This window comes from Glycomyces endophyticus (genome assembly GCF_039531525.1).
Lineage (GTDB): Bacteria > Actinomycetota > Actinomycetes > Mycobacteriales > Micromonosporaceae > Glycomyces > Glycomyces endophyticus.
The window spans coordinates 85,772-107,492 of record NZ_BAAAQF010000004.1; the positions used below are offsets into that span (position 1 = coordinate 85,772).

Annotated in this window: 17 protein-coding genes; 9 read left to right on the forward strand and 8 right to left on the reverse strand. The window is 71.9% G+C overall.

Going from position 1 to position 21,721, the window contains the following annotated elements; all coding sequences use genetic code 11:
• Positions 1 to 48: 48 nt before the first annotated feature.
• Positions 49 to 1,269, forward strand: a complete 1,221-nt coding sequence (locus ABD419_RS03625) for a hypothetical protein (RefSeq protein WP_344481842.1) — start codon at positions 49 to 51, stop codon at positions 1,267 to 1,269.
• Positions 1,270 to 1,273: 4 nt separating this feature from the next.
• Here ABD419_RS03625 and ABD419_RS03630 read toward each other — a convergent pair whose 3' ends face one another.
• Positions 1,274 to 2,893: an ABC-F family ATP-binding cassette domain-containing protein gene (locus ABD419_RS03630; RefSeq protein WP_344481844.1), complete on the reverse strand. Its 1,620-nt coding sequence runs from the start codon at positions 2,891 to 2,893 to the stop codon at positions 1,274 to 1,276.
• 374 nt (positions 2,894 to 3,267) lie between these two features.
• Here ABD419_RS03630 and ABD419_RS03635 point away from each other — a divergent pair, with 374 nt between their 5' ends.
• Entirely contained in the window at positions 3,268 to 3,975 is a 708-nt protein-coding gene (locus ABD419_RS03635) for a M23 family metallopeptidase (protein ID WP_344481847.1), read from the forward strand.
• Positions 3,976 to 4,069: 94 nt separating this feature from the next.
• Here ABD419_RS03635 and ABD419_RS03640 read toward each other — a convergent pair whose 3' ends face one another.
• The 3 genes from ABD419_RS03640 to ABD419_RS03650 all read right to left on the reverse strand — a co-directional run bounded on the left by ABD419_RS03640 (position 4,070) and on the right by ABD419_RS03650 (position 9,411).
• The gene (locus tag ABD419_RS03640) at positions 4,070 to 5,059 is read right to left on the reverse strand and encodes a LacI family DNA-binding transcriptional regulator (RefSeq protein WP_344481850.1); all 990 of its coding nucleotides are present in this window, start codon (positions 5,057 to 5,059) and stop codon (positions 4,070 to 4,072) included.
• The gene (locus ABD419_RS03645) at positions 5,059 to 7,878 is read right to left on the reverse strand and encodes a glycoside hydrolase family 3 C-terminal domain-containing protein (protein ID WP_344481852.1); all 2,820 of its coding nucleotides are present in this window, start codon (positions 7,876 to 7,878) and stop codon (positions 5,059 to 5,061) included. Before ABD419_RS03645 ends, ABD419_RS03640 begins: the two co-directional genes overlap by 1 nt.
• Before the next feature lie 285 nt (positions 7,879 to 8,163).
• Positions 8,164 to 9,411, reverse strand: coding sequence for an ROK family transcriptional regulator (locus ABD419_RS03650; protein WP_344481855.1), 1,248 nt, complete (start codon positions 9,409 to 9,411; stop codon positions 8,164 to 8,166).
• Positions 9,412 to 9,697: 286 nt separating this feature from the next.
• Here ABD419_RS03650 and ABD419_RS03655 point away from each other — a divergent pair, with 286 nt between their 5' ends.
• From ABD419_RS03655 to ABD419_RS03675, 5 genes are all read left to right on the forward strand, one after another.
• Positions 9,698 to 11,386, forward strand: a complete 1,689-nt coding sequence (locus ABD419_RS03655) for a type 2 periplasmic-binding domain-containing protein (RefSeq protein ID WP_344481858.1) — start codon at positions 9,698 to 9,700, stop codon at positions 11,384 to 11,386.
• Between the two features lie 105 nt (positions 11,387 to 11,491).
• Entirely contained in the window at positions 11,492 to 12,475 is a 984-nt protein-coding gene (locus ABD419_RS03660) for an ABC transporter permease (protein ID WP_344481861.1), read from the forward strand.
• A complete protein-coding gene (locus ABD419_RS03665) occupies positions 12,472 to 13,404 on the forward strand; it encodes a carbohydrate ABC transporter permease (protein ID WP_344481865.1) in 933 nt (310 codons plus the stop codon). Before ABD419_RS03660 ends, ABD419_RS03665 begins: the two co-directional genes overlap by 4 nt.
• Before the next feature lie 147 nt (positions 13,405 to 13,551).
• Positions 13,552 to 14,517, forward strand: coding sequence for an ATP-binding cassette domain-containing protein (locus tag ABD419_RS03670; protein ID WP_344481868.1), 966 nt, complete (start codon positions 13,552 to 13,554; stop codon positions 14,515 to 14,517).
• Positions 14,514 to 15,302 (forward strand): ABC transporter permease, encoded by a 789-nt coding sequence (locus tag ABD419_RS03675; protein WP_344481871.1) that lies wholly within the window; start codon positions 14,514 to 14,516, stop codon positions 15,300 to 15,302. The genes ABD419_RS03670 and ABD419_RS03675 overlap by 4 nt, the downstream gene beginning before the upstream one ends.
• Here ABD419_RS03675 and ABD419_RS03680 read toward each other — a convergent pair.
• Positions 15,292 to 18,150: an AfsR/SARP family transcriptional regulator gene (locus tag ABD419_RS03680; protein WP_344481874.1), complete on the reverse strand. Its 2,859-nt coding sequence runs from the start codon at positions 18,148 to 18,150 to the stop codon at positions 15,292 to 15,294. The two genes, ABD419_RS03675 and ABD419_RS03680, sit on opposite strands and share 11 nt — an antisense overlap.
• A gap of 291 nt (positions 18,151 to 18,441) precedes the next feature.
• On the opposite strand from ABD419_RS03680, the gene ABD419_RS03685 reads away from it, so the two are divergent.
• On the forward strand, positions 18,442 to 18,930 hold the full coding sequence (locus ABD419_RS03685; protein ID WP_344481875.1) for an Imm1 family immunity protein: 489 nt from the start codon (positions 18,442 to 18,444) through the stop codon (positions 18,928 to 18,930).
• 89 nt (positions 18,931 to 19,019) lie between these two features.
• Entirely contained in the window at positions 19,020 to 19,568 is a 549-nt protein-coding gene (locus ABD419_RS03690) for a GNAT family N-acetyltransferase (protein ID WP_344481877.1), read from the forward strand.
• A gap of 188 nt (positions 19,569 to 19,756) precedes the next feature.
• Here the strand turns inward: ABD419_RS03690 and ABD419_RS03695 are convergent, their stop codons facing one another.
• The 3 genes from ABD419_RS03695 to xylA all read right to left on the reverse strand — a co-directional run bounded on the left by ABD419_RS03695 (position 19,757) and on the right by xylA (position 21,717).
• Positions 19,757 to 20,176, reverse strand: coding sequence for a PIN domain nuclease (locus tag ABD419_RS03695; protein ID WP_344481879.1), 420 nt, complete (start codon positions 20,174 to 20,176; stop codon positions 19,757 to 19,759).
• Positions 20,167 to 20,373, reverse strand: a complete 207-nt coding sequence (locus tag ABD419_RS03700; protein WP_344481881.1) for a type II toxin-antitoxin system VapB family antitoxin — start codon at positions 20,371 to 20,373, stop codon at positions 20,167 to 20,169. The genes ABD419_RS03695 and ABD419_RS03700 overlap by 10 nt, the downstream gene beginning before the upstream one ends.
• A gap of 171 nt (positions 20,374 to 20,544) precedes the next feature.
• On the reverse strand, positions 20,545 to 21,717 hold the full coding sequence (gene xylA, locus ABD419_RS03705) for a xylose isomerase (RefSeq protein ID WP_344481884.1): 1,173 nt from the start codon (positions 21,715 to 21,717) through the stop codon (positions 20,545 to 20,547).
• Between the last annotated feature and the right edge of the window lie 4 nt (positions 21,718 to 21,721).

The following is a 21,721-nucleotide window of genomic DNA, read 5'->3' on the forward strand; positions in this document are numbered from 1 at the left end:
TCTGTCGCTCGGCGGATGTTTCTGTCGGATACCCGATAGTTTCGTGACGTGACCGCACCGCAGCCCTCGTTCACCGAGCGGGCCGACGCCCTCGCCCCGGCGCGGCGGCGGCACGTCAGGGACCTCGGGATCTGGCTGTGCCTGACGGTCGCGGTGCTGGCCCTGGCGTCGGTGGCGGTCGAGGCGACCGAGGTCGTGGGCCCGGCGACGCTCCCCTGGTGGCCCGCGCAGCGCCTCTCGTTCCAGGTGACCCCCGGCATGGTCGCGGCCCCGTTCGCGGCCGCGGCGGTCCTGGCGGCGGCCTCCCGGCCCGCCGCGGTGCGCATGTCGTGGCACTCGCTGCTGGTGCTCTCGTACCTCGCGTCGATCGCGTGGTCGGCCGCGCTGCACACCAACGTGGACGCGACCACCACCTCGACCTCGACGGCGGGCGCGCGCGGCGCCGTCGCACTCCTGGTGTCCTACACCGGGTCCGACGCGGGCCTGGCGATCACTGTCATCGCGCTCTCGTGCCTGACGGTGCCGCTGGTGCTGGTGGCGGTCAAGTCGGTGTCGGGGCCGGTCGCGGCCCGGGCGCTCGCGCCGGTGCTCGTCCTCGGACCGTGGGCGGCCTGGTCGACGCTCGGCGTCGACGGGATCGCCGCCGCCGCGTGCGCCGCGGTCCTCGCGTGCGGCGCCGCGGTGTCCGAGCGGCGCGTCAAGGGCGCCGACGCGTTCTGGGGCGCGGCCGCCGCGGGCGGGCTCCTCGGCATCGCCGCGATCCTGTCCTACGGCGCGGCCTGGTTCGCGGTGTCGCTGCTGTGCCTGTACTTCGCGCGGCGGCGGCCGGTGCAGATCCTCGTCTCGGCGGGCGCGGCGCTCGCGGTGCTGGCCGTGTCGGCCGCGTTCGGGTCCTCGTGGCCGTACGGGCTGGTGGACACCTACAACGCGGCGATCGGCGAGGTCGCCGCGCACCCGGGGCAGCTGTGGTGGGTCGCGCTCATGCCCGCGCTGGTGGCCGTCGCGTGCGGCCCGGCCGTCGTGGAGAGCATGCGCCGCCTCGGGTCCAGCTCCGCGTGGCCGCTCATGGTCGGCCCGCTCCTGGCGCTCATGATCGCGCCGCTCAGCGGCGCGAACCCCGAGCACCCGGAGTACGGGTGGATCGCGCTGTGCCCGTGGCTCGTCGTCGGCGCGACCGCGCTCGCGGACCGGCGGCGGTCGGTGCGCGCGCCGCTCATCAGCGCGGCCGCGGGCGCGTGCGCCGCGATCGTGCTCATGTACTCGGGCTGAGGCCCTACGCGAGCTCGACGAGCTCCATCAGGTCGTCGGACCACAGGTCCTCGTCGCCGTCGGGGAGCAGGATCGCGCGCTCGGGCCGGAGGGCCTCGACCGCGCCCGGGTCGTGGGTGACCATGACGATCGCGCCGGTGAAGCCGTCGACCGCGTCGAGGACCTGCTGGCGGCTGGCCGGGTCGAGGTTGTTCGTGGGCTCGTCGAGCAGCAGCACGTTCGCGCCCGAGGACACCAGGCTCGCCAGCGCGAGCCGGGTCTTCTCGCCGCCGGAGAGGACGTGCACGGGCTTGTGGACGTCGTCGCCGGGGAAGAGGAACGCGCCGAGGATCTTCCGCAGCTCGGAGTCGGGCAGGTCGGCGCCGTTGGCGGAGGCGGCCGACTGCATCTGCTCCAGGACGGTGCCGGTGTGGTCGAGCGTGTCGTGCTCCTGCGCGAAGTAGCCGATGCGCAGGCCGTAGCCGGGCTCGACCTCGCCGGTGTCGGGTTCGAGGGTCCCGGCGAGCATCCGCAGCAGGGTGGTCTTGCCGGCGCCGTTGAGGCCGAGGATGACGACGCGGGAGCCGCGGTCGATGGCGAGGTCGACGCCGGTGAAGATCTCCAGCGAGCCGTAGGACTTGGAGAGGCCGGACGCGGTGAGCGGGACCTTGCCGCAGGGGGCCGGCTGCGGGAGGCGCACGTCGGCGACCTTCTCCTGGAGCAGGTCCTCTTCGAGGTTGTCGATCATGGCCTCGGCGCGGCGGAGCATGCCCTTGGCGGCCTTGGCCTTGGTGGCCTTGGCGCCGAGCTTGGCGGCCTGCCGGGTGAGGGTGGCGGCCTTCTTCTCGGCGTTGGAGCGCTCGCGGCGGCGGCGCTCGGCGTCCTCGGCGCGCTGGCGCTGGTAGGCCTTCCAGCCGAGGTTGTACTGGTCGATGACCGAGCGGGTCGGGTCGAGGAACCAGACGGTGTTGACGACCTCGTCGAGGAGCTCGACGTCGTGGGTGATGAGGACGAGGCCGCCCTTGTGGCCGGCGAGGAAGCCGCGGAGCCAGGTGATGGAGTCGGCGTCGAGGTGGTTGGTGGGCTCGTCGAGGAGGAGGATGCCGTCGCCGTCGTCGGAGAAGAGGATGCGGGCGAGCTCGACGCGGCGGCGCTGGCCGCCGGAGAGGGTCTCCAGGGGCTGGGCGAGGATGCGGTCCTCGAGGCCGAGCTTGGAGCAGATGCGGGCGGCCTCGGACTCGGCCTGGTAGCCGCCGCGGGCGGAGAACTGCTCCTCGAGGCGGGAGTAGCGGCGCACGAGCTTGTCGCGCTGGGCGTCGTCGGCGACCTCGGCGAGTTCGACCTCGGTCTTGGCGAGGTCGGCGATGAGCTGGTCGAGGCCGCGTGCGGAGAGGACGCGGTTGCTCGCGGTCTGGGAGAGGTCGGCGAAGCGCGGGTCCTGCGGGAGGTAGCCGAAGGGGCCGTTGTTCTCGATCTTGCCGGTGTACGGCTGGGTGAGGCCCGCGAGGACGTTCATGGTGGTGGTCTTGCCGGCGCCGTTGCGCCCCACGAGTCCGATCCTGTCACCGGGCTGGACCCGCAGATCGGCCCCGGACAGGAGGATGCGCGATCCGGCGCGCAGCTCGAGACCGGTGGCGGTGATCATGGGGCACTCCTCAGCAGACGGCGGGCCGATTGGCCGCAGGAGCCTCAAGTTTAGGCGGAGTCCTGCGTCACGGCTCTACCGATATAAGCGAAGACACCATTTGCGAGGAGGCGTTCACGTTCCGTGACCGGCCTCCTCCGTTCGGAGGAGGTGCGGCCGCCCCCGGGTGCCGACCTCGGCCGCAAGGGGACCAGTTCGGGTGTTGTTTCGCAGGTCGAGACGGGTTTGTCCGGATTGGATCCGGTACGTTTCCGGGTCTTATGGGCAAGCACGAGGACACCTGCGAGACCGCAGGACGCGAACTGACCAGCCGTCGACTCCGCGCCGTGATCCGGCGCCGCCGTATCCGTCGCGAACGTCACACCTGGCGTTTCGTGAGCGGGGGTCTGGCGGCCGCCATCGTCACCGGCTGGGTGGTGTCGGCCCTCTCGGGGCAGGCCGCCGCGCAGGCCGCCGACGCCGAGGTCGACATGGAGGCCACCGTGGTGCAGGCCGACTGGAAGGTCGACGCCGTCCTGGCGGACATGGCCGCCCAGGCCGCCGCCGAGCAGGCCGCCGCGCAGGCCGCCGCCGCGCAGGCGGAGGCGGAGAAGCAGGCCGCGGCCGAGGCCGCCGCGCAGGCGCAGGCCGAGGCCGAGGCCGACGCCGCGGCGCAGGCCGCCGAGGAGGCCGCCGCGGCCGAGGCCGCCAAGAACCCGTGGACGCTCCCGTCCACCGCCGCGATCACGTCGTACTACGGGATGCGCAACGGCTCCATGCACGGCGGCACCGACTTCGGCAACAACGAGGGCGACGAGATCGTCTCCGTCGGCGCCGGCACCGTCACCTACGTCGGCTACGAGGCCGGCGGCTACGGCAACGTGGTCTACGTGGACCACGGCGACGGCGTCCAGACCCGGTACGCCCACGCCTCCGAGGTCCTCGTGAGCGTCGGCGACGAGGTCGAGAAGGGCGACGCCCTGATCCTCGCCGGCACCACCGGCAACTCGACCGGCCCGCACCTGCACTTCGAGGTGCTCATCGACGACGAGAAGACCGACTCCCTGGCCTGGCTCCAGGAGCAGGGACTCGACGTCGGCTAGGCGCACACAGGCAGCACACCTCGCCCGGGGCTCCGCCCCCCGGGCACGGCGACGGCCCGGGGACCACCATCCCCGGGCCGTCGCGCTGCGCCGCCTACCTGATGGTGAGCTGCGGTTCGATGAGGGTCGAGTCGGGCACGTCGAGGCCGTCGAGCTTGCGCATGAGGTGGCGCACCGCGGTCTCGGCGAGGGTCTCGGCCGGCACGAGGACGGACGGGAGCTGCGGGTGGACCCGCTCGGCGACCTCGTCGGGGCCGATGACGACGACGTGGAAGTCCTCCCCCACGAGCTTCCCGGCGTCGGCGAGGGCGTGCATGACGTGGCCGACCGCGGGCTCGTTGTGGACGGCGAGCCCGGTCAGGTCCGGGTTCGCGGCCAGGAGCTCCTTCACGGTGCGCTGCACCGAGACCGGGTCGTCGGGGCACGGCTGGACGGTCGCGGGCCCGGAGCGGCCGAGGAAGCCCTCGCGCACGCGCTCGGCGAAGCCGGTGCGGCGGGCGTAGACCGCCTCGGAGGCCCCGAGGAGGGCGATGTCGCCGCAGCCGCGCTCGCGGAGGTACTCGGCGCAGGCCCGGCCCGCGGCGGTGAAGTCGAGGTCCACGCAGGTGAGGCCCTCGGCGTCGGCCGGGAAGCCGATGAGGACGCTCGGGAGTCCCAGGCGGCGCAGGGTCTCCACGCGCGGGTCGCGCACCTCGACGTCCATGAGGATGAGGCCGTCCACGATGGCCGAGGCGGCGACGCGGGCCAGGCCCGCGGGTCCCTCGTCGGCCGTCATGAGCAGCACGTCCTGGTCGTGGCGGCGGGCCTCGGTGACCGCGCCGGAGGCGAACTGCATGAGCACCGGCAGGTGCATGCCGTCGCGCAGCGGGAGCATCATGGCGATGACCCCGGCCCGCCGGGAAGCGAGCGAGCGCGCCCCCGCGTGCGGGTGGTAGCCGAGGTCGGCGACGGCCTGCATGACGCGGTCGGCGGTCTCCGGGGAGATCGACCGCTTCCCGCTGAGCACGTAGGAGACGGTGCTGGCGGCGACCCCGGCGCGGGCGGCCACGTCGGCGATGGTCGTGCCGCGGCCAGGGCCGGCCACTAGGACGCCCCGCCGAAGGCCAGGGACGCCAGGCGGACCGGGCCGGACTCGAAGGTCACGTACAGGTCCTTGACGCCTTCGGCGCCGCCGAAGTCGACGGTGACCTCCGCGTAGTCGTAGACGCCCGCGGTCATCGGGGTGTCGATCTTGGCGAGCACGTCGCCGTCGAGCGGGTCGTCGACGCGGAGCTGGAGCTGCGCGGCGTGGCCCGAGACGCGGGCGGTCACCGTGGTGTAGCCGGGCGCGAAGTCGCAGTCCCCCAGCATGATCCAGCCGCCGGCCTCCTCGGCGGCGATGACGTCGCCGGAGGCGCGGGTCTCGTCGCGCCACAGGACGCCCGCGTAGGCGTCGTTGGACGCGGCCGCGAGCGGTCGCGAGAGGTCGCGGGGGCCGACCGTGACGCCGTCGACGCGGACCGAGGCCGACAGGACGATGTTCGCGGCGGAGCGGCCGACCATGAGGCGCTGGCGGCTCTTCTCGACGATCATGCGGCCGGTGGTGTTGTCCCAGTGGGCGAGGTCGTCGACGGCCACGGTGAAGCGGACGGTGCGGGTCTCGCCCGCGGCGAGGCGGACCTTCTGGAAGCCGCGGAGCTGGCGCAGCGGCTGCTTGACGCGGGAGCCGCACTGGTGCGAGTACAGCTGCACGACCTCGACGCCGTCGCGGTCGGCGGTGTTGGTGACGTCGACGGTGACCTCGAGGTCGTCGCCGGGGGCGACGTGGTCCCTGCCGGCCTTCAGGTTCGCGTACGCGAAGTCGGCGTAGGAGAGGCCGTGCCCGAACGGGTAGAGCGGCTGGCCGAGGTAGTAGAGGTAGGTCGCGTCGGAGGCCACGATGTCGTAGTCGAGCATCGCGGGCAGCTCGGCGGCGTCGGTGTACCAGGTCTGCGGGAGGCGCCCCTCGGCGTCGCGGTCGCCGTAGAGGACGTCGGCGAGCGCGCCGCCCCACTCCTGGCCGCCGTGGCCGGACCACACCACCGCGGGCACGTGCTTGGCGGCCCAGTTCGCGGCGTAGGGGTAGGAGGAGGACATGACCAGAATGGTATTCGGGTTGGCGGCCGCGACCCGGCGCAGGAGCCACTCCTGGGCGCTGGCGAGGTTGAGGTCGGCGCGGTCCTCGGTCTCGCGGCCGTTGACGAGCGGGTGGTCCCCGAGGACGACGACGGCGACGTCGGCGGAGGCGGCGGCCTCGGCGGCCTGGTCGTGGCCCTTGAGGACGAACTCCAGGTCGAAGGCCGCGGCTTCGGCGGCGTCGTCGCGCAGGACGAGGCGGCCGTCCTCGATGGCCACCCACTTGCCGGACTCGTCGGTCTCGGGCTTGTGGATCTGGGTGAAGGCGAGCTTGCCGCCCTCGATCTCGTGGATGCGGAAGGTCTCGGTGACGTCGAACTCGTGCGGGCCGTCGGAGTCGGCGGCGATCCGGCCGTCCTTCGCGCCGTTGAGGACCTTGCCGGTGGCGGCGCTGCGGATGAGGTAGGACCAGCCGCCCCAGTCGCACAGGTCGAACTGGGCCGCGGCGGCGGTGGTGTCGGTGATCGACACGTCCTCGCCGTCGACGGTCACGTAGCCGGTCTTGTGGCGCAGGCGGATGCGGTCGGTGCCCTCGCAGTGGACGACCTCGGCGCGCTCGGCGAGGGCCTGGCGCGCGGTGACGGCGTACGGAAGGGTCCCGGAGTACCAGTCCTGCATCTGGACGTCGGCGAGCGGGCCGATGACGGCGATCGTCTTCGGGGCCCGCAGGGGCAGGATGCCGTCGTTCTTGAGGAGGGTGATCGACTGCGCGGCGGCCTCGCGGGCGAGCGCCCGGTGCGCCGGGGAGTTCACGGCCTCGCGGCCGATGCGCGCGTACGGGTCCTCGGGGTCGAACTCGCCGAGGCCGAAGCGCACGAACAGGTTGCGGCGCACCGCGGTGTCGATGTCGGCCTCGTCGAGGAGGCCCCGCTCGAGGGCGGTGACGAGGTGGGCGAGCACGCCCTCGGCGCGGTCGTCGTCCTGGGTGAAGGAGTCGAGGCCGGCCTTGACGGCCGCGGCGTACGCGGTCGGGAGGTCCTCGAAGTAGCCCTGGAGCTGGGCGAGGTTGTTGGGCGCGTAGGCGTCCGAGACGATGAAGACCTCGTCGGCGGTCCAGGTGCGCAGCTCGGAGTTGACCAGGGGGGTCACGTGCGCGGGGCGGCCGTTGACGAGGTTGTACGAGAGCATGACCGCGACCGCGTCGCCGCTCGCCAGTGCCGGGCGGTGGGCGGCGAACTCGTACTCGCGCAGGACGCGCGGGGGCATGTTCGAGGAGGTGGTGCAGCGGTCGGCCTCGTTGCCGTAGGCGAGGAAGTGCTTGACGGTCGGCGCGGTCTTCCACACAGCGCCGTCGTCGCCCTTGAGGCCGCGCGCGTAGGCGCCGCCCATGAGCCCGGTCATCCAGGCGTCCTCGGAGTAGCCCTCCTCGTTGCGGCCCCAGCGGGGGTCGCGCAGCGGGTTGACGGTGGGGGCCCAGACGTTGCGCCCGACCTTGACGGGGTCCTCGTGGTTGAAGGCCAGGACCTCGTCGGCGACGGCGGCGCCGACCTGCTCGACGAGCTCGGGGTTCCAGGTGGCGCCGAGGGCGACGACCTGCGGGAAGACGGTGGCCTCGCCGAGCCAGGCCAGCCCGTGGAGGGCTTCGGTGCCGGTCTTGAAGGGGCCCATGCCGAGCCGTTCGACCGGCCGGTGGTACTGGTGGAGCAGGCCGATCTTCTCGTCGAGGGTGAGCCGGGCGAGGAGGTCGGCGACGCGCTCCTCGCGGGGCAGGTCGGGGTCGCGGAAGGCGGGACGCTGGTCGTCGGTCATGAGGGTCTTCCTTGCTTGGACGTCGCTGTCACTGGCTGTGTCTTGCGTCATCGAAGCGCTTCGAAGACCGGGGTGTTCGACCTGGTCGCGGCAGATTCATTGAAGAAGCTTGTCGAAGCGCTTCGATTGAGGAATGCAAGATTTCTACACCCCGGCCCGCCCGCCGGTCAAGGCGGACGGGGCGCCACAGCGTGCGCGAATGGTGGTTTTCGTCCGCTTCCGTCAGGATCGACCTGGGGAAACGGACGTGGTAACAGTTCTGAAACAACCGGGGCGGGGCGGGCCCTACCGGCCGAGCGGGGTCGGCATGAGGCCGGCGTCGATGTCGTTGAGGATGCCGGTGGCGGCGCCGAGCGCGGGGGCCTCGTGGCCGAGCGCGGAGACGACGATCTCGGCCCCGCCCGCGCCGGAGGCGTGGGTGCGGGCGGCGAGCTCGGTCTCGGCGGCGGGGCCGATCCAGGTGCTCAGGGCCTGGTAGTGGCCGCCGAGGACGACGGCCTCGGGGTTGAGCAGGTCCACGGCCAGCGCGATGCCGGCGCCGAGCGAGCGGCCGATGCGGTCGAGGGCCTCGACGACGCGCGGCTCCCCGGCGCGGGCGCGGGTGACGACGTCCTCGACCTCGGCCTCCACTTCGGTGCCGTTCACGTCCTCTGATTCGGACAGTTCATTGAGGACGGCGCGGATGCCGGCGAAGTCCTCGACGCGGCCGACGCGGCCGTCGACCTCGATGAGGAGGTTGCCGATCTCGCCCGCGAATCCCGTTGCGCCCCTGCGGAGTTCGCCGTCGACGATGAGTCCGGCGCCGAGTCCGATCTCGCCGGTCAGGTAGATCATGTTGGACACGCCGGCCCAGGAGCCGAAGCGCTGCTCGGCGACGGCGCCGAGGTTGGCGTCGTTGTCGGCGGTGACGGCGTACTTGGGGTCGCGCATGGCCTGGCGCAGGCGGCCGGTGAGGTCGAAGTCGGACCAGCCGAGCATGGGGGCGCGCTGGACGACGCCGTCGTTGTCGATCATGCCGGGGACGGCCACGGCGAGGCCGAGGATCTGGCGGCCCTCGGAGTCCATGCGGTCGACGGCGCGCTTGGCGAGGCCGGCGAGGGCGGAGACGGACTTGCCGGGGGTGGAGCCGGAGCCGTCGTGGGCGCGGCGCCAGGAGAGGAGGCGGTTCCCGGCGAGGTCGACGGCCACGAGGGTCATGTAGTCGACGTTGACCTCCACGCCGAGCGAGGCGTAGTAGCCGGTGTCGACGGACAGGAGGACCGCGGGGCGGCCGATGTTGCCGATGACCGAGCCGGACTCGCGCAGGACGCGCCGCTCGATGAGCTCGGCGACGAGCGAGGAGACGGTGGCCTTGTTCAGGCCGGTCTTGGCGGCGAGGTCGGCGCGGGAGCACCGGCCCTCGGCCCTGACCTGCCGGAGCACGAAGCCGAGGTTGTTCGCCCGCACATCGGTGAAGTCGGCGCGCTTGGCGCGGCCGGGCTCCTCTTCGGCCTCGCTCTGACCGGCGGACTTCGCCGCTATGCGCATCGCCATGTTCTCCTCCTGTTGCGAGCTCGTGGCCCATCTTCACCGGTGCCGGCAGTGGTGTCGTTGGGCATTGTCGTGGATGGCGACAAGCGGTCGTCGGGCAGTCCCTGACAGTGGTCCATGTGCACGTTCAACTACAAGGCCCGTTCCCGAATCGTGACCAATCCGCGCCCGTTTCGGCTGACCCCCCGCTTGTGGGGCCTGCCACCGTGCGCTACTTTAGTTTATCGAATAGCCGAACTAATTACCGGCTTACCCCCTCACGAAACAGTCAGACCGAAAGGACAGCAACGTGGCTACTCCCTCCGACAGGTCGCCCCTCCGGCGTCGCTCCCTGTTCAAGGTGGCCGGCCTCGGCGCCGCCGGGATCGCGGGCCTCCCCGTCGTCGCCGCTTGCAGTGACATCGAATCGGGCGCCGGCACCTCGCAGGCCACGGAAGGCTTCGACTTCCTGCCCACGTACAAGGAGTTCCCGCTTCCGGTGCAGCCCGACCTCGTGGGCGAGCCGCCGAACCACCCCTCCGGGTTCACCTCCTACCCCGAGCCCGTCCCCGCGGTCGAGACCGCCGCCGAGGGCTCCGGGGAGTACGAGATCACCGTCGCCATGTGGGGCACGCCCCCGTCGGCCGACGACCCGTACTTCGCCGCCTGCCAGGAGGCGTGGGGCGGCACCAAGGTCAACCTGCGCCAGGCCGACGGCAACACCTTCGCCGACACCTCCGTGCAGTGGCTGGCCGCCAACGAGTTCGGCGACGGCATCAACCTCTTCAGCTGGATGCTGTACGCCCACCCCACGTTCCAGGAGACGGTGGTCAACACCTTCTACGACCTGACCGACATCGTCAAGGGCGACATCTCCGAGCGCTGGCCGCTCCTCGCCGGCGAGGCCACCAACTCCTGGGGCCAGTCGGTGTGGTCCACCGACCCCGAGGACCCCGAGACCGCCCGCGTCTTCGGCATCCCCTCCAACTTCTCCGGCGGCCCCGGCAACGGCATGTTCGTCCGCACCGACCTGCTCGAGGCCGACGGCCTCGCGATGCCGACCACGGTCGAGGAGGTCCTGGAGGTCGCCCGCGCCTGGTCCGACGACGCCAACGGCCGCTGGGCCTTCCTCAACCTCGACTACGTGACCCCCGAGTGGTTCGGCCTCGCCTCCGGCGACGGCTGGGCGTACATCGACGGCAAGCTCGTCCACAACTCCGAGCGCCCCGAGTACACCGAATGGCTGACCTTCCGCCGCACCTGCTGGGACGAGAAGCTCATCCACCCCGACACCCCGACCGGGACGCTCGACGGCCACGCCCTGCACATCGCCGGCACCATCCTCATGTCGCAGGACGGCATGTCCTGGTGGTCGGACTACTCCAACCAGGTCAACACCGGCACCGCGACCGGCGCGATCGAGCCCATCGGCGCGATCAGCACCGGCGGCCGCGAGCCCATCCGCTACGTCAATACCGGCGTCGACGGCTGGACCTTCCTCCGCAAGGACCTCGAGAAGGAGCAGGTCGAGGAGCTCCTCGACGTCATGAACTTCTGCTCCTCCCCCTACGGCACCACCGAGTACGAGCTCATCAACTACGGCGTCGAGGGCACCCACTTCAACTACGGCGACGACGGCCTGCCGGTCTACACCGAGCAGGGCACCGCCGCCGTCCAGGCCCCGGTCAACTACAAGACCCTCTCGGGCCAGGTGCAGACCTTCCTGACCGGCGACCCGGCCTTCGTCCAGCGCAAGTTCGAGTACAACGCGTCGGTGAAGGACTTCGCCGAGGTCAACATCTGGGAGGGCATGCGCGTCGAGGGCCCGGCCGACTTCAAGTCCGCCGCGCAGACGCTCAAGGACCAGGAGGCCGACATCGCCTTCGGCCGCGCGGACCTGTCGACGATCCCCGACATGGTCCAGACGTTCCTCGACAACGGCGGCGAGGCCGCCCGCGAGCACTACACCGCCGCGTACGACAAGCTGCACGGCAACTAACGGCCCAGGCCGGGCGGTCCCGCCTCCCAACCGGACCGCCCGGCCTTCCCCGTACCCCCAGCGTTCCCACTGCACCGGTACCGACTGACTGGATTCACACAAGCGATGGCAGCACTACAGACCTCAGCGCCCCCGGCGGAGGGGCGGTCCGCGGCCCGGCCCCCGCTGCGGCGCAAGCGCACGGCGGGGCAGCGGCTCCGCCACGACTGGCCCCTGCTCCTGATGACACTGCCGGCGCTGTCGCAGCTCGCGGTGTTCTTCTACTGGCCCTCGTCCTGGAACATCATCGCGTTCATGGACTACAAGACGTTCCGGCCGTTCTGGGAGAACCCGTTCGTCGGCTTCGCGTGGTTCGAGCGCCTGTTCGCCAACCCGTACTTCACGCCCGCGCTGCTGAACACGCTGAAGTTCTCGTTCGCCAACCTGCTGTTCCTGTTCCCGCTGTCGATCGCGCTGGCGCTCATCATGCACAGCGTCGTCTCCACCAGGCTGCGCAGCGTCTTCCAGTCGATCGTGTACCTGCCGTACTTCTTCTCCTGGGTCCTCGTCGTCACCGTCTTCGTGCAGGTCCTCGGCTCCGACGGCCTGGTCTCCAACTGGCTCCTCGGCTTCGGCGGCGACCGGCTCGACATCATGTCCGACCCGGACACGTTCACGTTCCTCGCCTGGCTCCAGTGGTCCTGGAAGGACGCCGGCTGGGGGATGATCATCTTCCTGGCGGCGCTCGCGTCGATCAACCCGAGCCTCTACGAGGCCGCGGCCGTGGACGGCGCGAACCGGTGGCGGCGCATGTGGCACATCACGCTGCCGGGCATCCGGCCCGTGATCGTGCTGCTGCTCATCCTCCACATCGGCGGCATCCTCAACGTCGGCTTCGAGCAGTACCAGCTCCAGCGCGACGCCATCGGCTCGCAGACCACCGAGGTGCTCGACACCTTCGTCTACTACCGCAGCGTCATCGGCACCGAGGGCCCCTCCTTCGGCACCGCGGCGGGCCTGTTCAAGGGCGTCATCGGCCTGGTCCTGGTCCTCGTCGCCAACAACGTCGCGCACCGCCTCGGAGAGCAAGGGATCTACCAGAAGTCATGACCGCGCTCATCACTCCGGCCAAGCGCCGCAAGAACGCCCGCCCCGTCTGGGACGAGGAGCCCTCCTGGTTCGGCAAGGCCACCAAGGCGCTGTTCCTCGTCTGCTACGCCGCGGCCATCGTCGTCCCGATCTGGGCGGTCGTCGCCACCAGCTTCGCGAGCGAGGAGGCGCTCTCGCGCGCCGGCGGCAACCTGCTGCTCATCCCGACCGAGGTGAGCCTCCGCGCGTACGAGGAGATCTTCAACGGCGGCGCGCTCACCAAGTCGCTGCTGCTGACCCTCGGCCTGACCGCGGGCGGCACCCTCCTCAGCATGGTCCTCACGATCGGCGCGGCCTACGGGCTCTCGCGCCCAGGGTCGCTGCTGCACCGGCCGCTGCTCATGCTGGTGCTCTTCACGTTCCTGTTCGGACCAGGCATGTACCCCAGCTACATCGTGGTGCAGAAGCTCGGCCTGCTCGACACGTACTGGTCGCTGATCCTGCCGATGGCGCTCAACGCGTTCAACCTGATCGTGCTCCGCTCGTTCTTCATGAACAGCGTGCCGAACGAGCTCATCGACGCCGCGAAGATGGACGGCGCGGGCGAGTTCCGCATCCTCTTCCGGGTCGTGCTGCCGATGTCGAAGGCGATCCTCGCCGTCATCGCGCTGTTCTACGCCGTCGGCTACTGGAACATCTACTTCTCGGCGGTGCTGTACACCCCGGGCCTGGAGACCCAGCCGATCCAGGTCGTGCTCCAGCGGATGCTCATGTCCACGCAGGGCATCCCCGGCGCCGACCTCGGCCAGTACCAGGCCGCCGAGGCCGCCCCGGACGCCGCGCTCAAGATGGCCGTCGTGGTCTGCACGATCGTCCCGATCGTCATCATGTACCCGTTCATCCAGAAGCACTTCACGAAGGCGATCATCACCGGCGCCATCAAGGGCTAGGACCACGCGTCGACAGGGCCGCCTCCGGACTCCGGAGGCGGCCCTTTCACGTGCCCCGGGGGGCGTGAAAGCGCGGTGAAAGGGGCGTGAAAGGCAAGGGCGCCAAGCTGGTCCCACACCCACCGACACGCTGGAAAGGCGCCTCTCATGAAATTCGCGATCGAAGTCCGGGGGCTGGTGAAGTCCTACGGCGAGGTCCGCGCCCTCGACGGCGTCGACCTCGGCGCGGCCCCGGGCACCGTGCTGGGGCTCCTCGGCCCCAACGGGGCCGGGAAGACCACGGCCGTGCGCGTCCTGTCGACGCTCACCCGCCCCGACGCCGGGACGGCGCGGGTCCTCGGGCTCGACGTCGTCGCCGACGCCCCGCAGGTGCGCGAGCGCCTGAGCCTCACCGGCCAGTACGCGGGGCTCGACGCCGGCCTCACCGGCGAGCAGAACCTCGTCCTCGTCGCCCGGCTCCTCGGGGCCTCGCGGCGCCAGGCCAGGGCCCGCGCGCACGAGCTCATCGAGCGCTTCGAGCTCGCCCACGCCGCGACCCGGCCCGCGGGCGGGTACTCCGGCGGGATGCGCCGCCGCCTCGACCTGGCCGCGTCGATCGTGCGCCGCCCCGAGGTCCTCGTCCTCGACGAGCCGACGACCGGGCTCGATCCGACCAGCCGGACCGGCCTGTGGGAGGTCGTCCGCGAGCTCGTCGCCCAGGGCACCACGGTCCTGCTGACCACCCAGTACCTGGAGGAGGCCGACCAGCTCGCCGACGCCATCGCCGTCGTCGACCAGGGCCGGGTCATCGCCTCGGGATCGCCCTCGCAGCTCAAGCAGGCCGTCGGCGGCCTGGTGCTGCGGATGCGCCCGGCGCGGCCCGAGTCCCTGGCGCAGCTCGCCGACCTCGCGGACCGGTCCGTCGGGGCCGCGCCGCGCATCGAGCACGACGAGGTCGCCGTCCCGGTCGCGCACCCCGGCGAGGCCACCGCGGTCATGGCCCGGGTCGTGCAGGCCGGGGCCGACCTGGCCTCGTTCGGGCTCCACGAGCCGACCCTCGACGAGGTGTTCCTGACCCTGACCGGGCACCGGACCCGGTCCGGCGCCGAGCAGAAGGAGGAGGTGGCGGCATGACCACCACGACCTGGACCACCACGAGGGGCCCGCTCGCGCAGGCCGCCTCGATGACCGCGCGGTCGCTCGCGTCCGTGCGGAACCAGCCCGCGCAGCTCGTGGACTACCTCATGATCCCCATGATGATCCTGCTGTCCATCACCTTCTTCATGGGCGGGCAGATGATGGGGACCTGGCAGGCGTTCCTCGACTACGCGGGGCCGACGCTCATCGCGATGGGCCTGTTCTTCGCGATCGTCTCGACCGGGCTCAGCCTGTTCGCGGACCTGAAGACCGGCGTGTTCGACCGCCTCTCGGCCATGCCGGTGTCGCGGTTCGCGCTCCTTGCCGGGCGGGTCGCCGCCGACATGGTCAAGCACCTGTGGGCGCTGCTCATCGTCGGCGCCGTCGCGTTCGCGATCGGCTACCGGGCCGACGGCGGGTGGACCGGCGTCGCCGCCACCGCGGTCGTCGTGGTGCTGTTCCTCTCGGCCTGCTCGTGGTCGATGGTCCTGGTGGGCCTGACCGCGAAGTCCGAGGAGCAGATCCAGACCTGGATGGTCAGCCTCCTCATGCCGCTGGCGTACACCTCCACGATGTTCGTGGAGATCGAGACGCTGCCCGAGCCGGTCCAGTGGTGGGCCCGCGTCAACCCGCTCACCGCCCTCGCCGACACCATGCGGGTGCTCCTCGCGGGGGAGGCGCCCGGCGGCGAGACGCTCGCGCTCCTCGGCTGGTGCGCGGCGATCCTGGCGGTGTTCGTGCCGCTCTCGCTGCGGGCCTACCGCAGGCGCCTCACGAGCTGAACGGCCAGTTCGAGTCCTTGAGCATCGCGGCGGCCCGGGCCTCCAGGTCCGGGTCGCCGTGCTCGCGCGCGAAGTCGGCGAGCTCGCGGTACAGGTGCACCGAGACCTCCGCGAACTCGAGGAACTGCGGCAGGTCGGCCTCGCCGAGCAGCAGCTCCTGCAAGGCCTCCTCCTGCCGTCCCAGGCGGCGCAGGCAGATCGACGCCGAGGTGCGGGCCGCGACGACGTTCTCCGCGTTCCCCACCCGCTCGGCGCGCGCGGCGACCTCCCGCATCCGCTCCAGGATCGCGGCCGGGTCGTCGCCGTACCTGGCGTCCAGGCGCCACAGGAACTCCGCGATCACCGAGTCGGCGAGGTCGGCCCCGAACTCCGCCTCCGCGGCGAGCGCCCGCACCAGCAGCGCGCGGGCCCCGGGGTAGTCGCCGTCGGCCATGCGCGCCGCGGCCAGGCCCTGGAGCGTGATGATGAGCCCGAACCGCTCCCCCAGCTTCGCGAAGATCCGGTTGGCCTCGGCGAGGTCGGCGAGCGCGGCGTCCGGGCCGTGCGCCCGCTCGGAGTACTCGGACGTGAACAGCAGCGCGATCCCGCGGATCCACGCGTCGCGCTCGGGGTCGAGGGCCGCCAGCAGCGCCCGCAGCCCGGCCTCGTCGTCGGCGAGCAGCGCCCGGAGGATCGGGATCATGTGCAGCAGCGGGTCCCCCTCGTAGAGGTCGTGCTCCTCGCACAGCTCCTGCGCCCGCGCGAAGCGGGCGTCGACCTCGGCCGGGTCGAGCCAGCCCGACCACAGGCCCCAGGTGCCGGCCAGCACGATGCCGGCCCGCTGCGCCGGCGAGACCTCGCCGGGCATGAGGCGGACCTCGTCGGCGAGCTCCTGCCCCTCGATGCGGTGGCCGCGCATCCACCAGTACCAGGCCAGGGGCGAGACCGCGCGGTGCGCGAGGGGCGCGTTCCCGGCGGCGATCATGCGCCGGATCGCGGCGGTGAAGTTGCCGTGGTCGAGCGCGAGGCGCTCGAGCCACTCGACCTGCTCGGCGCGCATCAGGTGCGGCTCGGCGGCCGCGGCGAGGTCGGCGTAGTGCTCGGCGTGGCGCTCGTACCGCTCGGCGGTCTCCCCCGCCTCGGCCAGGCGCGCCGCCGCGTACTCGCGGACGGTCTCCAGGAGCCGGTACCGGCCGCCGGGCACGAGCTGCACCAGGGACTTCTCGACCAGGCCCGCGATGTCGTCGGCGTCGGCCGAGCAGACCGCGCACGCGGCCTCCAGGTCGGCCGTGCCGTTGAAGACCGACATGCGCGCGAGGACGGCGCGCTCGCGGGGGTCGAGGAGGTCCCAGCTCCAGTCGACGACGGCGCGGAGGGTCCGCTGGCGCGGCTCGGCGGTGCGGGGGCCGCGCGCCAGGAGCGCGAAGCGGTCGCCGAGGCGCGCGGCGAGGTCGTCGATGCTCAAGGCGCGCAGGCGGGCCGCGGCGAGTTCGATCGCGAGCGGGAGGCCGTCGAGGGCGGTGCAGACGTCGACGACGGCGGCGGCGTTGGCGGCGCGGACGGCGAAGGCCGGATCGCTCTGGCGGGCGCGCTCCTCGAACAGGCGGACCGCGGCGTGGGCGCGGAGCTCGTCCAGGGGCGCGTCGCGGTCCGGCAGCGGGAGCGGGCCGACGCCGACGACGGTCTCGCCGGGGATGCCGAGGGCCTCGCGGCTGGTGGCGATGACCCGGAGCGTGGGCACGCGGTCGAGGAGGCGGGCGAAGAGGCGGGCGGCGGCCTCCACGAGGTGCTCGCAGTTGTCGGCGACGAGCACGAGGTCGCGACCCCATAGGGCCTCGCCGAGGCGGGTCGCGGGGTCGTCGCCGCGGCGGGCCGCGACGGACTCACCGTGGCCGAGGGCGTCGAGGACGACCTCGGGGAGCTTCCCGGGGTCGACGACGGGCGCGAGCTCGACCACGCGCACGGCCTGCCCGGCGGCGGCGAGCCGGTGCGCGGCCTCGACGGCGAGGCGGGTCTTGCCGGTGCCGCCGGGGCCGGTGAGGGTCACGAGCCGGTGGCGTTCGAGGAGCGCGGGCAGCTCGGCGAGCTCGTCGTCGCGCCCGATGCAGGGGTTGAGGGGCTGCGGGAGGTGGTCGGTGCGGGCGGCGGGCACGACGGGCTCGACGCCGCGCAGCACGTCCAGGTGGGCTTCGCCGAGGACCGGCGAGGGGTCGACGCCGAGGTCGTCGGCGAGCTTGGCGCGGACGGCCTCGTAGACCGCGAGCGCCTCGGCCCGGCGGCCGGAGGCGGCGAGGGCCCGCATGTAGCGGGCGGCGTCGGGCTCGCCGAGGGGGTCGGCGGCGTGGCGGGCGGCGAGGTCGGCGAGGACCGCCTCGGCGCCGTCGAGGCGCAGCCGGGCCTCGACGTGGAGGGCCGCGACGGCCTCGCGGCGCACGTCGAGGCGCACGGTCGCGGCGCCGGGTTCGAGGTCGGGGAGCGCGGTGCCGCGCCAGAGGGCGAGGGCCTGCTCGGCGAGGTCGCGGACGGCACTCGGCGAGTCCTCTCTGGAGGCCGCTTCGGCTTGGGCCGCAATCCTTTCGAATTCCTCCACATCGGTGTCGACGTGGGTGAGCCGGTAGCCGCCGGGGCCGTGGACGACCCGGTCGCCGAGGACGCGGCGGAGGCGGGAGAGCTGGGTGTGGAGGGCGCCGGCGGCGTTGGCGGGCGCCTCGTCGGGCCAGAGGGACTCGATGAGGGCGGCGGCGGTGACGTGCCGGCCGGGTTCGAGGGCGAGTCGGGCCAGGAGGGCGCGCTGGCGGCCGGCCGGGACGGGGATCTCGTCCCCGTCGTCGCCGGTGATCCGCAGGGGCCCCAGCAGGTCGACTCGCATGGGTCTATCTTGCCGCGCGCGGGCGCGGGGCGGGGAGCCGGTCCGGTCCGGGGCGAGGGGTGCCGCTCCTGAGTGGAATCTATTTCTTGCATGGACAGGTTGTCACGGCATATCAGTGCTTTTCTGTCAACTTCCCGACTGATCGAACAAACCGCCTGACGGCGCACGTACTGTCGTTCACAAACTCCGACAATCTGAGGTCCGGTGTCCGCCATGGCGATCCGAGTCGACTACCAACACGATTCACAGTCCCGCCCGCCTGCCTCTCCTGTCCCGGAAGGAGCGCCTCCCATGAGCGCTGGCCCCGCGGGCGCGCACGTCGCCGGACACTGCGCCGAGTTCAGGCTCCAGACCAGGGACCACGGCACGCAGATCCTCCTCGCGTACGACCCGGACGGGGTCGCGGCCGCGGTCGCGACGATCGTCGCCGCCGACCTGGTGCAGGTGGCGACGGCGCTGGTGCGCGACCGGCCCGGCTACGAGCCCGGCGGGCGGCCCGACCACGGCCTGAAGATCATCGCCGACCGCGAGACCGAGGTCGGGGCCCTCTCGTACTACGGTCCCGGCGGCGAGGACTACGGCCCGGGCGCGTGGGTGTCGTACTCGGACGCGGGCTGGGCGCCGCAGATCCGGCTCTACCGCGACATGGACACCGCGAGCGTCTTCCCGCCCGACGCGCACATCGCCCTGAGCTCGCTGGCGCGGGCCGTGGAGGACTTCCGGGCGACCGGCGGCCTGCGGCCCTCGATGGTGGCGTGGCGGCCCTCGACCGTCTGGTGACGGCGGGTGTGGCGAGCGCCCGTGTGGCGGGCGCCCGGACTGCGGGAACGAACAGGGGCACCGGCGGCGCCGCTGGATAGGCTTCGGCCATGAGCAGCAGTGACACCGTGTCCGTGCGGTTCGCGCAGGTCGAGGACGTGCCCGCGATCTGCGCGATCGTGAACCACTACATCGCCGAGTCGAGCAGCAACTTCCGGACCGAGCCGTACTCGGTCGAGGAGTGGGCCGAGCAGCTCCACGCCGGCGCGGAGCGCTACCCGTACCTCGTCGCGGAGGCCGGCGGCGCCGTCGCGGGCGTGGCGTACGCGGGGCCGTGGCGCCCGAAGCAGGCGTACGCGTGGACCGCGGAGTCCACGGTCTACGTCTCCCCCGCCCACCAGGGCCTCGGCATCGGCTCGCTCCTCTACGGCGAGCTGCTCAAGCGCCTCGAGGAGCAGGGCTTCCGCTCCGCGATGGCCCAGATCACGCAGCCCAACCCCGGCAGCGAGGCGCTGCACGAGCGGTTCGGGTTCGCGCTCCTGGGGAGCATCCGCGACGCCGGGTTCAAGCACGGCGCCTGGCACGGCGTGGGCATCTGGCAGCGCGAACTGGGCGCCGCCCCCGACCTGCCGGCCCCGACCCTGCCGGTCCGGCGCTAGCGGCCCGTTCCAATGAACCTCTCATGGTTCTCACCGGGACCGCGGAGGGCCCGTCCGTAGTGTTCGGGCCAAGGGGAAATCGAATCCTCCTGAGGGTGACAGCGCCGCGAGGCGCAGATCCTACTGATGGGTGTGGGGTTGCGAACAGGGCCCGGAGCTGCTGCTCCGGGCCCTGTTCCGTGCCTCGCTCAGTCGGCTTCGCCCGCCGGGACGACCCACTCGGTCGCCTGACCGGTGACCTCGGCGATGTGGTCGAAGTCCCGGTCGTAATGGAGCACTCGCACACGATGGCGCTCGGCGGTGGCCGCCACCAGCAGATCGGGGATCTTGACACTGCGGTGGAGCGACCGCTTCACAAGTTCCCGCTGCACGTCGAGGACGCGATCCCAGACGTCGTCGGGCATGGGGAGATGCTCGAAACGGTCGAAGGACCACTGCAGGAAGGCCAGCTCCTCCTCGCCTCTGACGCTCACCTGGATCTCCGCCTTGACCACCCCGCACAGGGCGAGCTGCCCCTGCTGCGAGAGCGGGCCGAGCCTTGCGGCGACCGCCGGTTTCCGCTGCCTTGCGAAGACGCTGTTGTCGACCAGGTAGCCGGCTACTGCCACGCGCTCGCCCGAATCTCCTCGTCGCCGAGGTCGGGCAGACCGCCCTGCTCGAGCCAGTCGAGGAAGTCCTGCCGGCCGCGCCGGTCCACCGCTTCCTTGAGCGCGGCGTTGACGGTCGCCACCTTGGTGGTCGTCCCGAAGATCTCGCTGGCCTTGGCCACGAGGTCGTCGTCGAGGTTGATCACTGTCCGGGTCATCGTTGTCACCCCCTGACCGTACGAGTCGGCCGACTTCGATCATAGCTTTCGCGCCGGCGTGTCGGTACCGGCGAGAAATACTTCTCGACATATCGGCGGGCGCAGGATCGATATCGATGAACGGGGCCCGGAGGCGTATGCCTCCGGGCCCCGTGATGCGGACTGCTCCCGCTAGCGCACGCCGTAGAGGTGCTCCAGCGCGAGCTGGTCGAGCGCCTCGAAGGCCATGCCCTTGGCGGCGAGGGCGTCGACGTCGACCTCGACGTCCTTGAGGTCGGCCCAGGTCTCGCCCTCGCTCAAGGTGGGGACGGCGAGCTGGTCGACGCGGGCGGCCTTGAGGGCCTCCTGGACCTCGGGGTCGGCGCGGAACGCCTTGACCTTGGCCTGGAGGATCTTGTAGTTGCGCATGCAGGCGGCGGCAGAGACCCACACGCCCTTGTCGTCCTCGGTGCGCGGGGGCTTGAAGTCGAAGTGGATGGGGCCGGTGTACTGGCCCTTGGCGATGCCCTCCTCGACGGCGTCGACGGTCCAGAAGGCGCCGCCGACGTTCCCGGCGCCGAAGCGCAGGTCCTGGTCGTAGCGCGGGCCGGTCTGGCCGTTGAGGTCGATGTGGTAGAGCTTGCCGTGCCACAGGGCCTGGCGGATGCCGGCGGCGTAGTCGAGGCCGGCCATCTCCTCGTGCCCGATCTCCGGGTTGATGCCGGTGAGCTCGGGGCGCTCGAGTTCGTTGATGAACGCGAGGGCGTGGCCGAGGGTCGGCAGCAGGATGTTGCCGCGGGGCTCGTTCGGCTTGGGCTCGATGGCGAAGCGGAGGTCGTAGCCCTGCTCGACGACGTAGTCGCCGAGGGTGTCGAAGGCCTCCTTCATGCGGGCCATCGCGGACTGGATGTCCTTGGAGCCGCCGGACTCGGCGCCTTCGCGCCCGCCCCACGCCACGTAGATCTCGGCCCCGAGCTCGGCGGCGAGGTCGATGTTGCGCATGACCTTGCTGATGGCGAAGCGGCGGACGTCGCGGTCGTTGTGGGTGAAGCCGCCGTCCTTGAAGATCGGGTGGCCGAACAGGTTCGTGGTCGCGGTGGTGACCTTGAGCCCGGTCTCGTCGAGGGCCTTCTTGAAGGCGCCGATCTTCGCGTCGCGGTCGGCCTCGGAGGCGTCGAAGTCGAAGACGTCGTTGTCGTGGAAGTTGACGCCGTAGGCGCCGATCTCGGCGAGTTCGCGCACGGCGCGGTCGGCGGCCATCGGGGCGCGGGTGGCCGAGCCGAACACGTCCTGAGCCGCCCAGCCGACCGTCCAGATGCCGAAGGAGAACTTGTCCTCGGGCACCGGTGCGTACTTGTCGGTCATGATC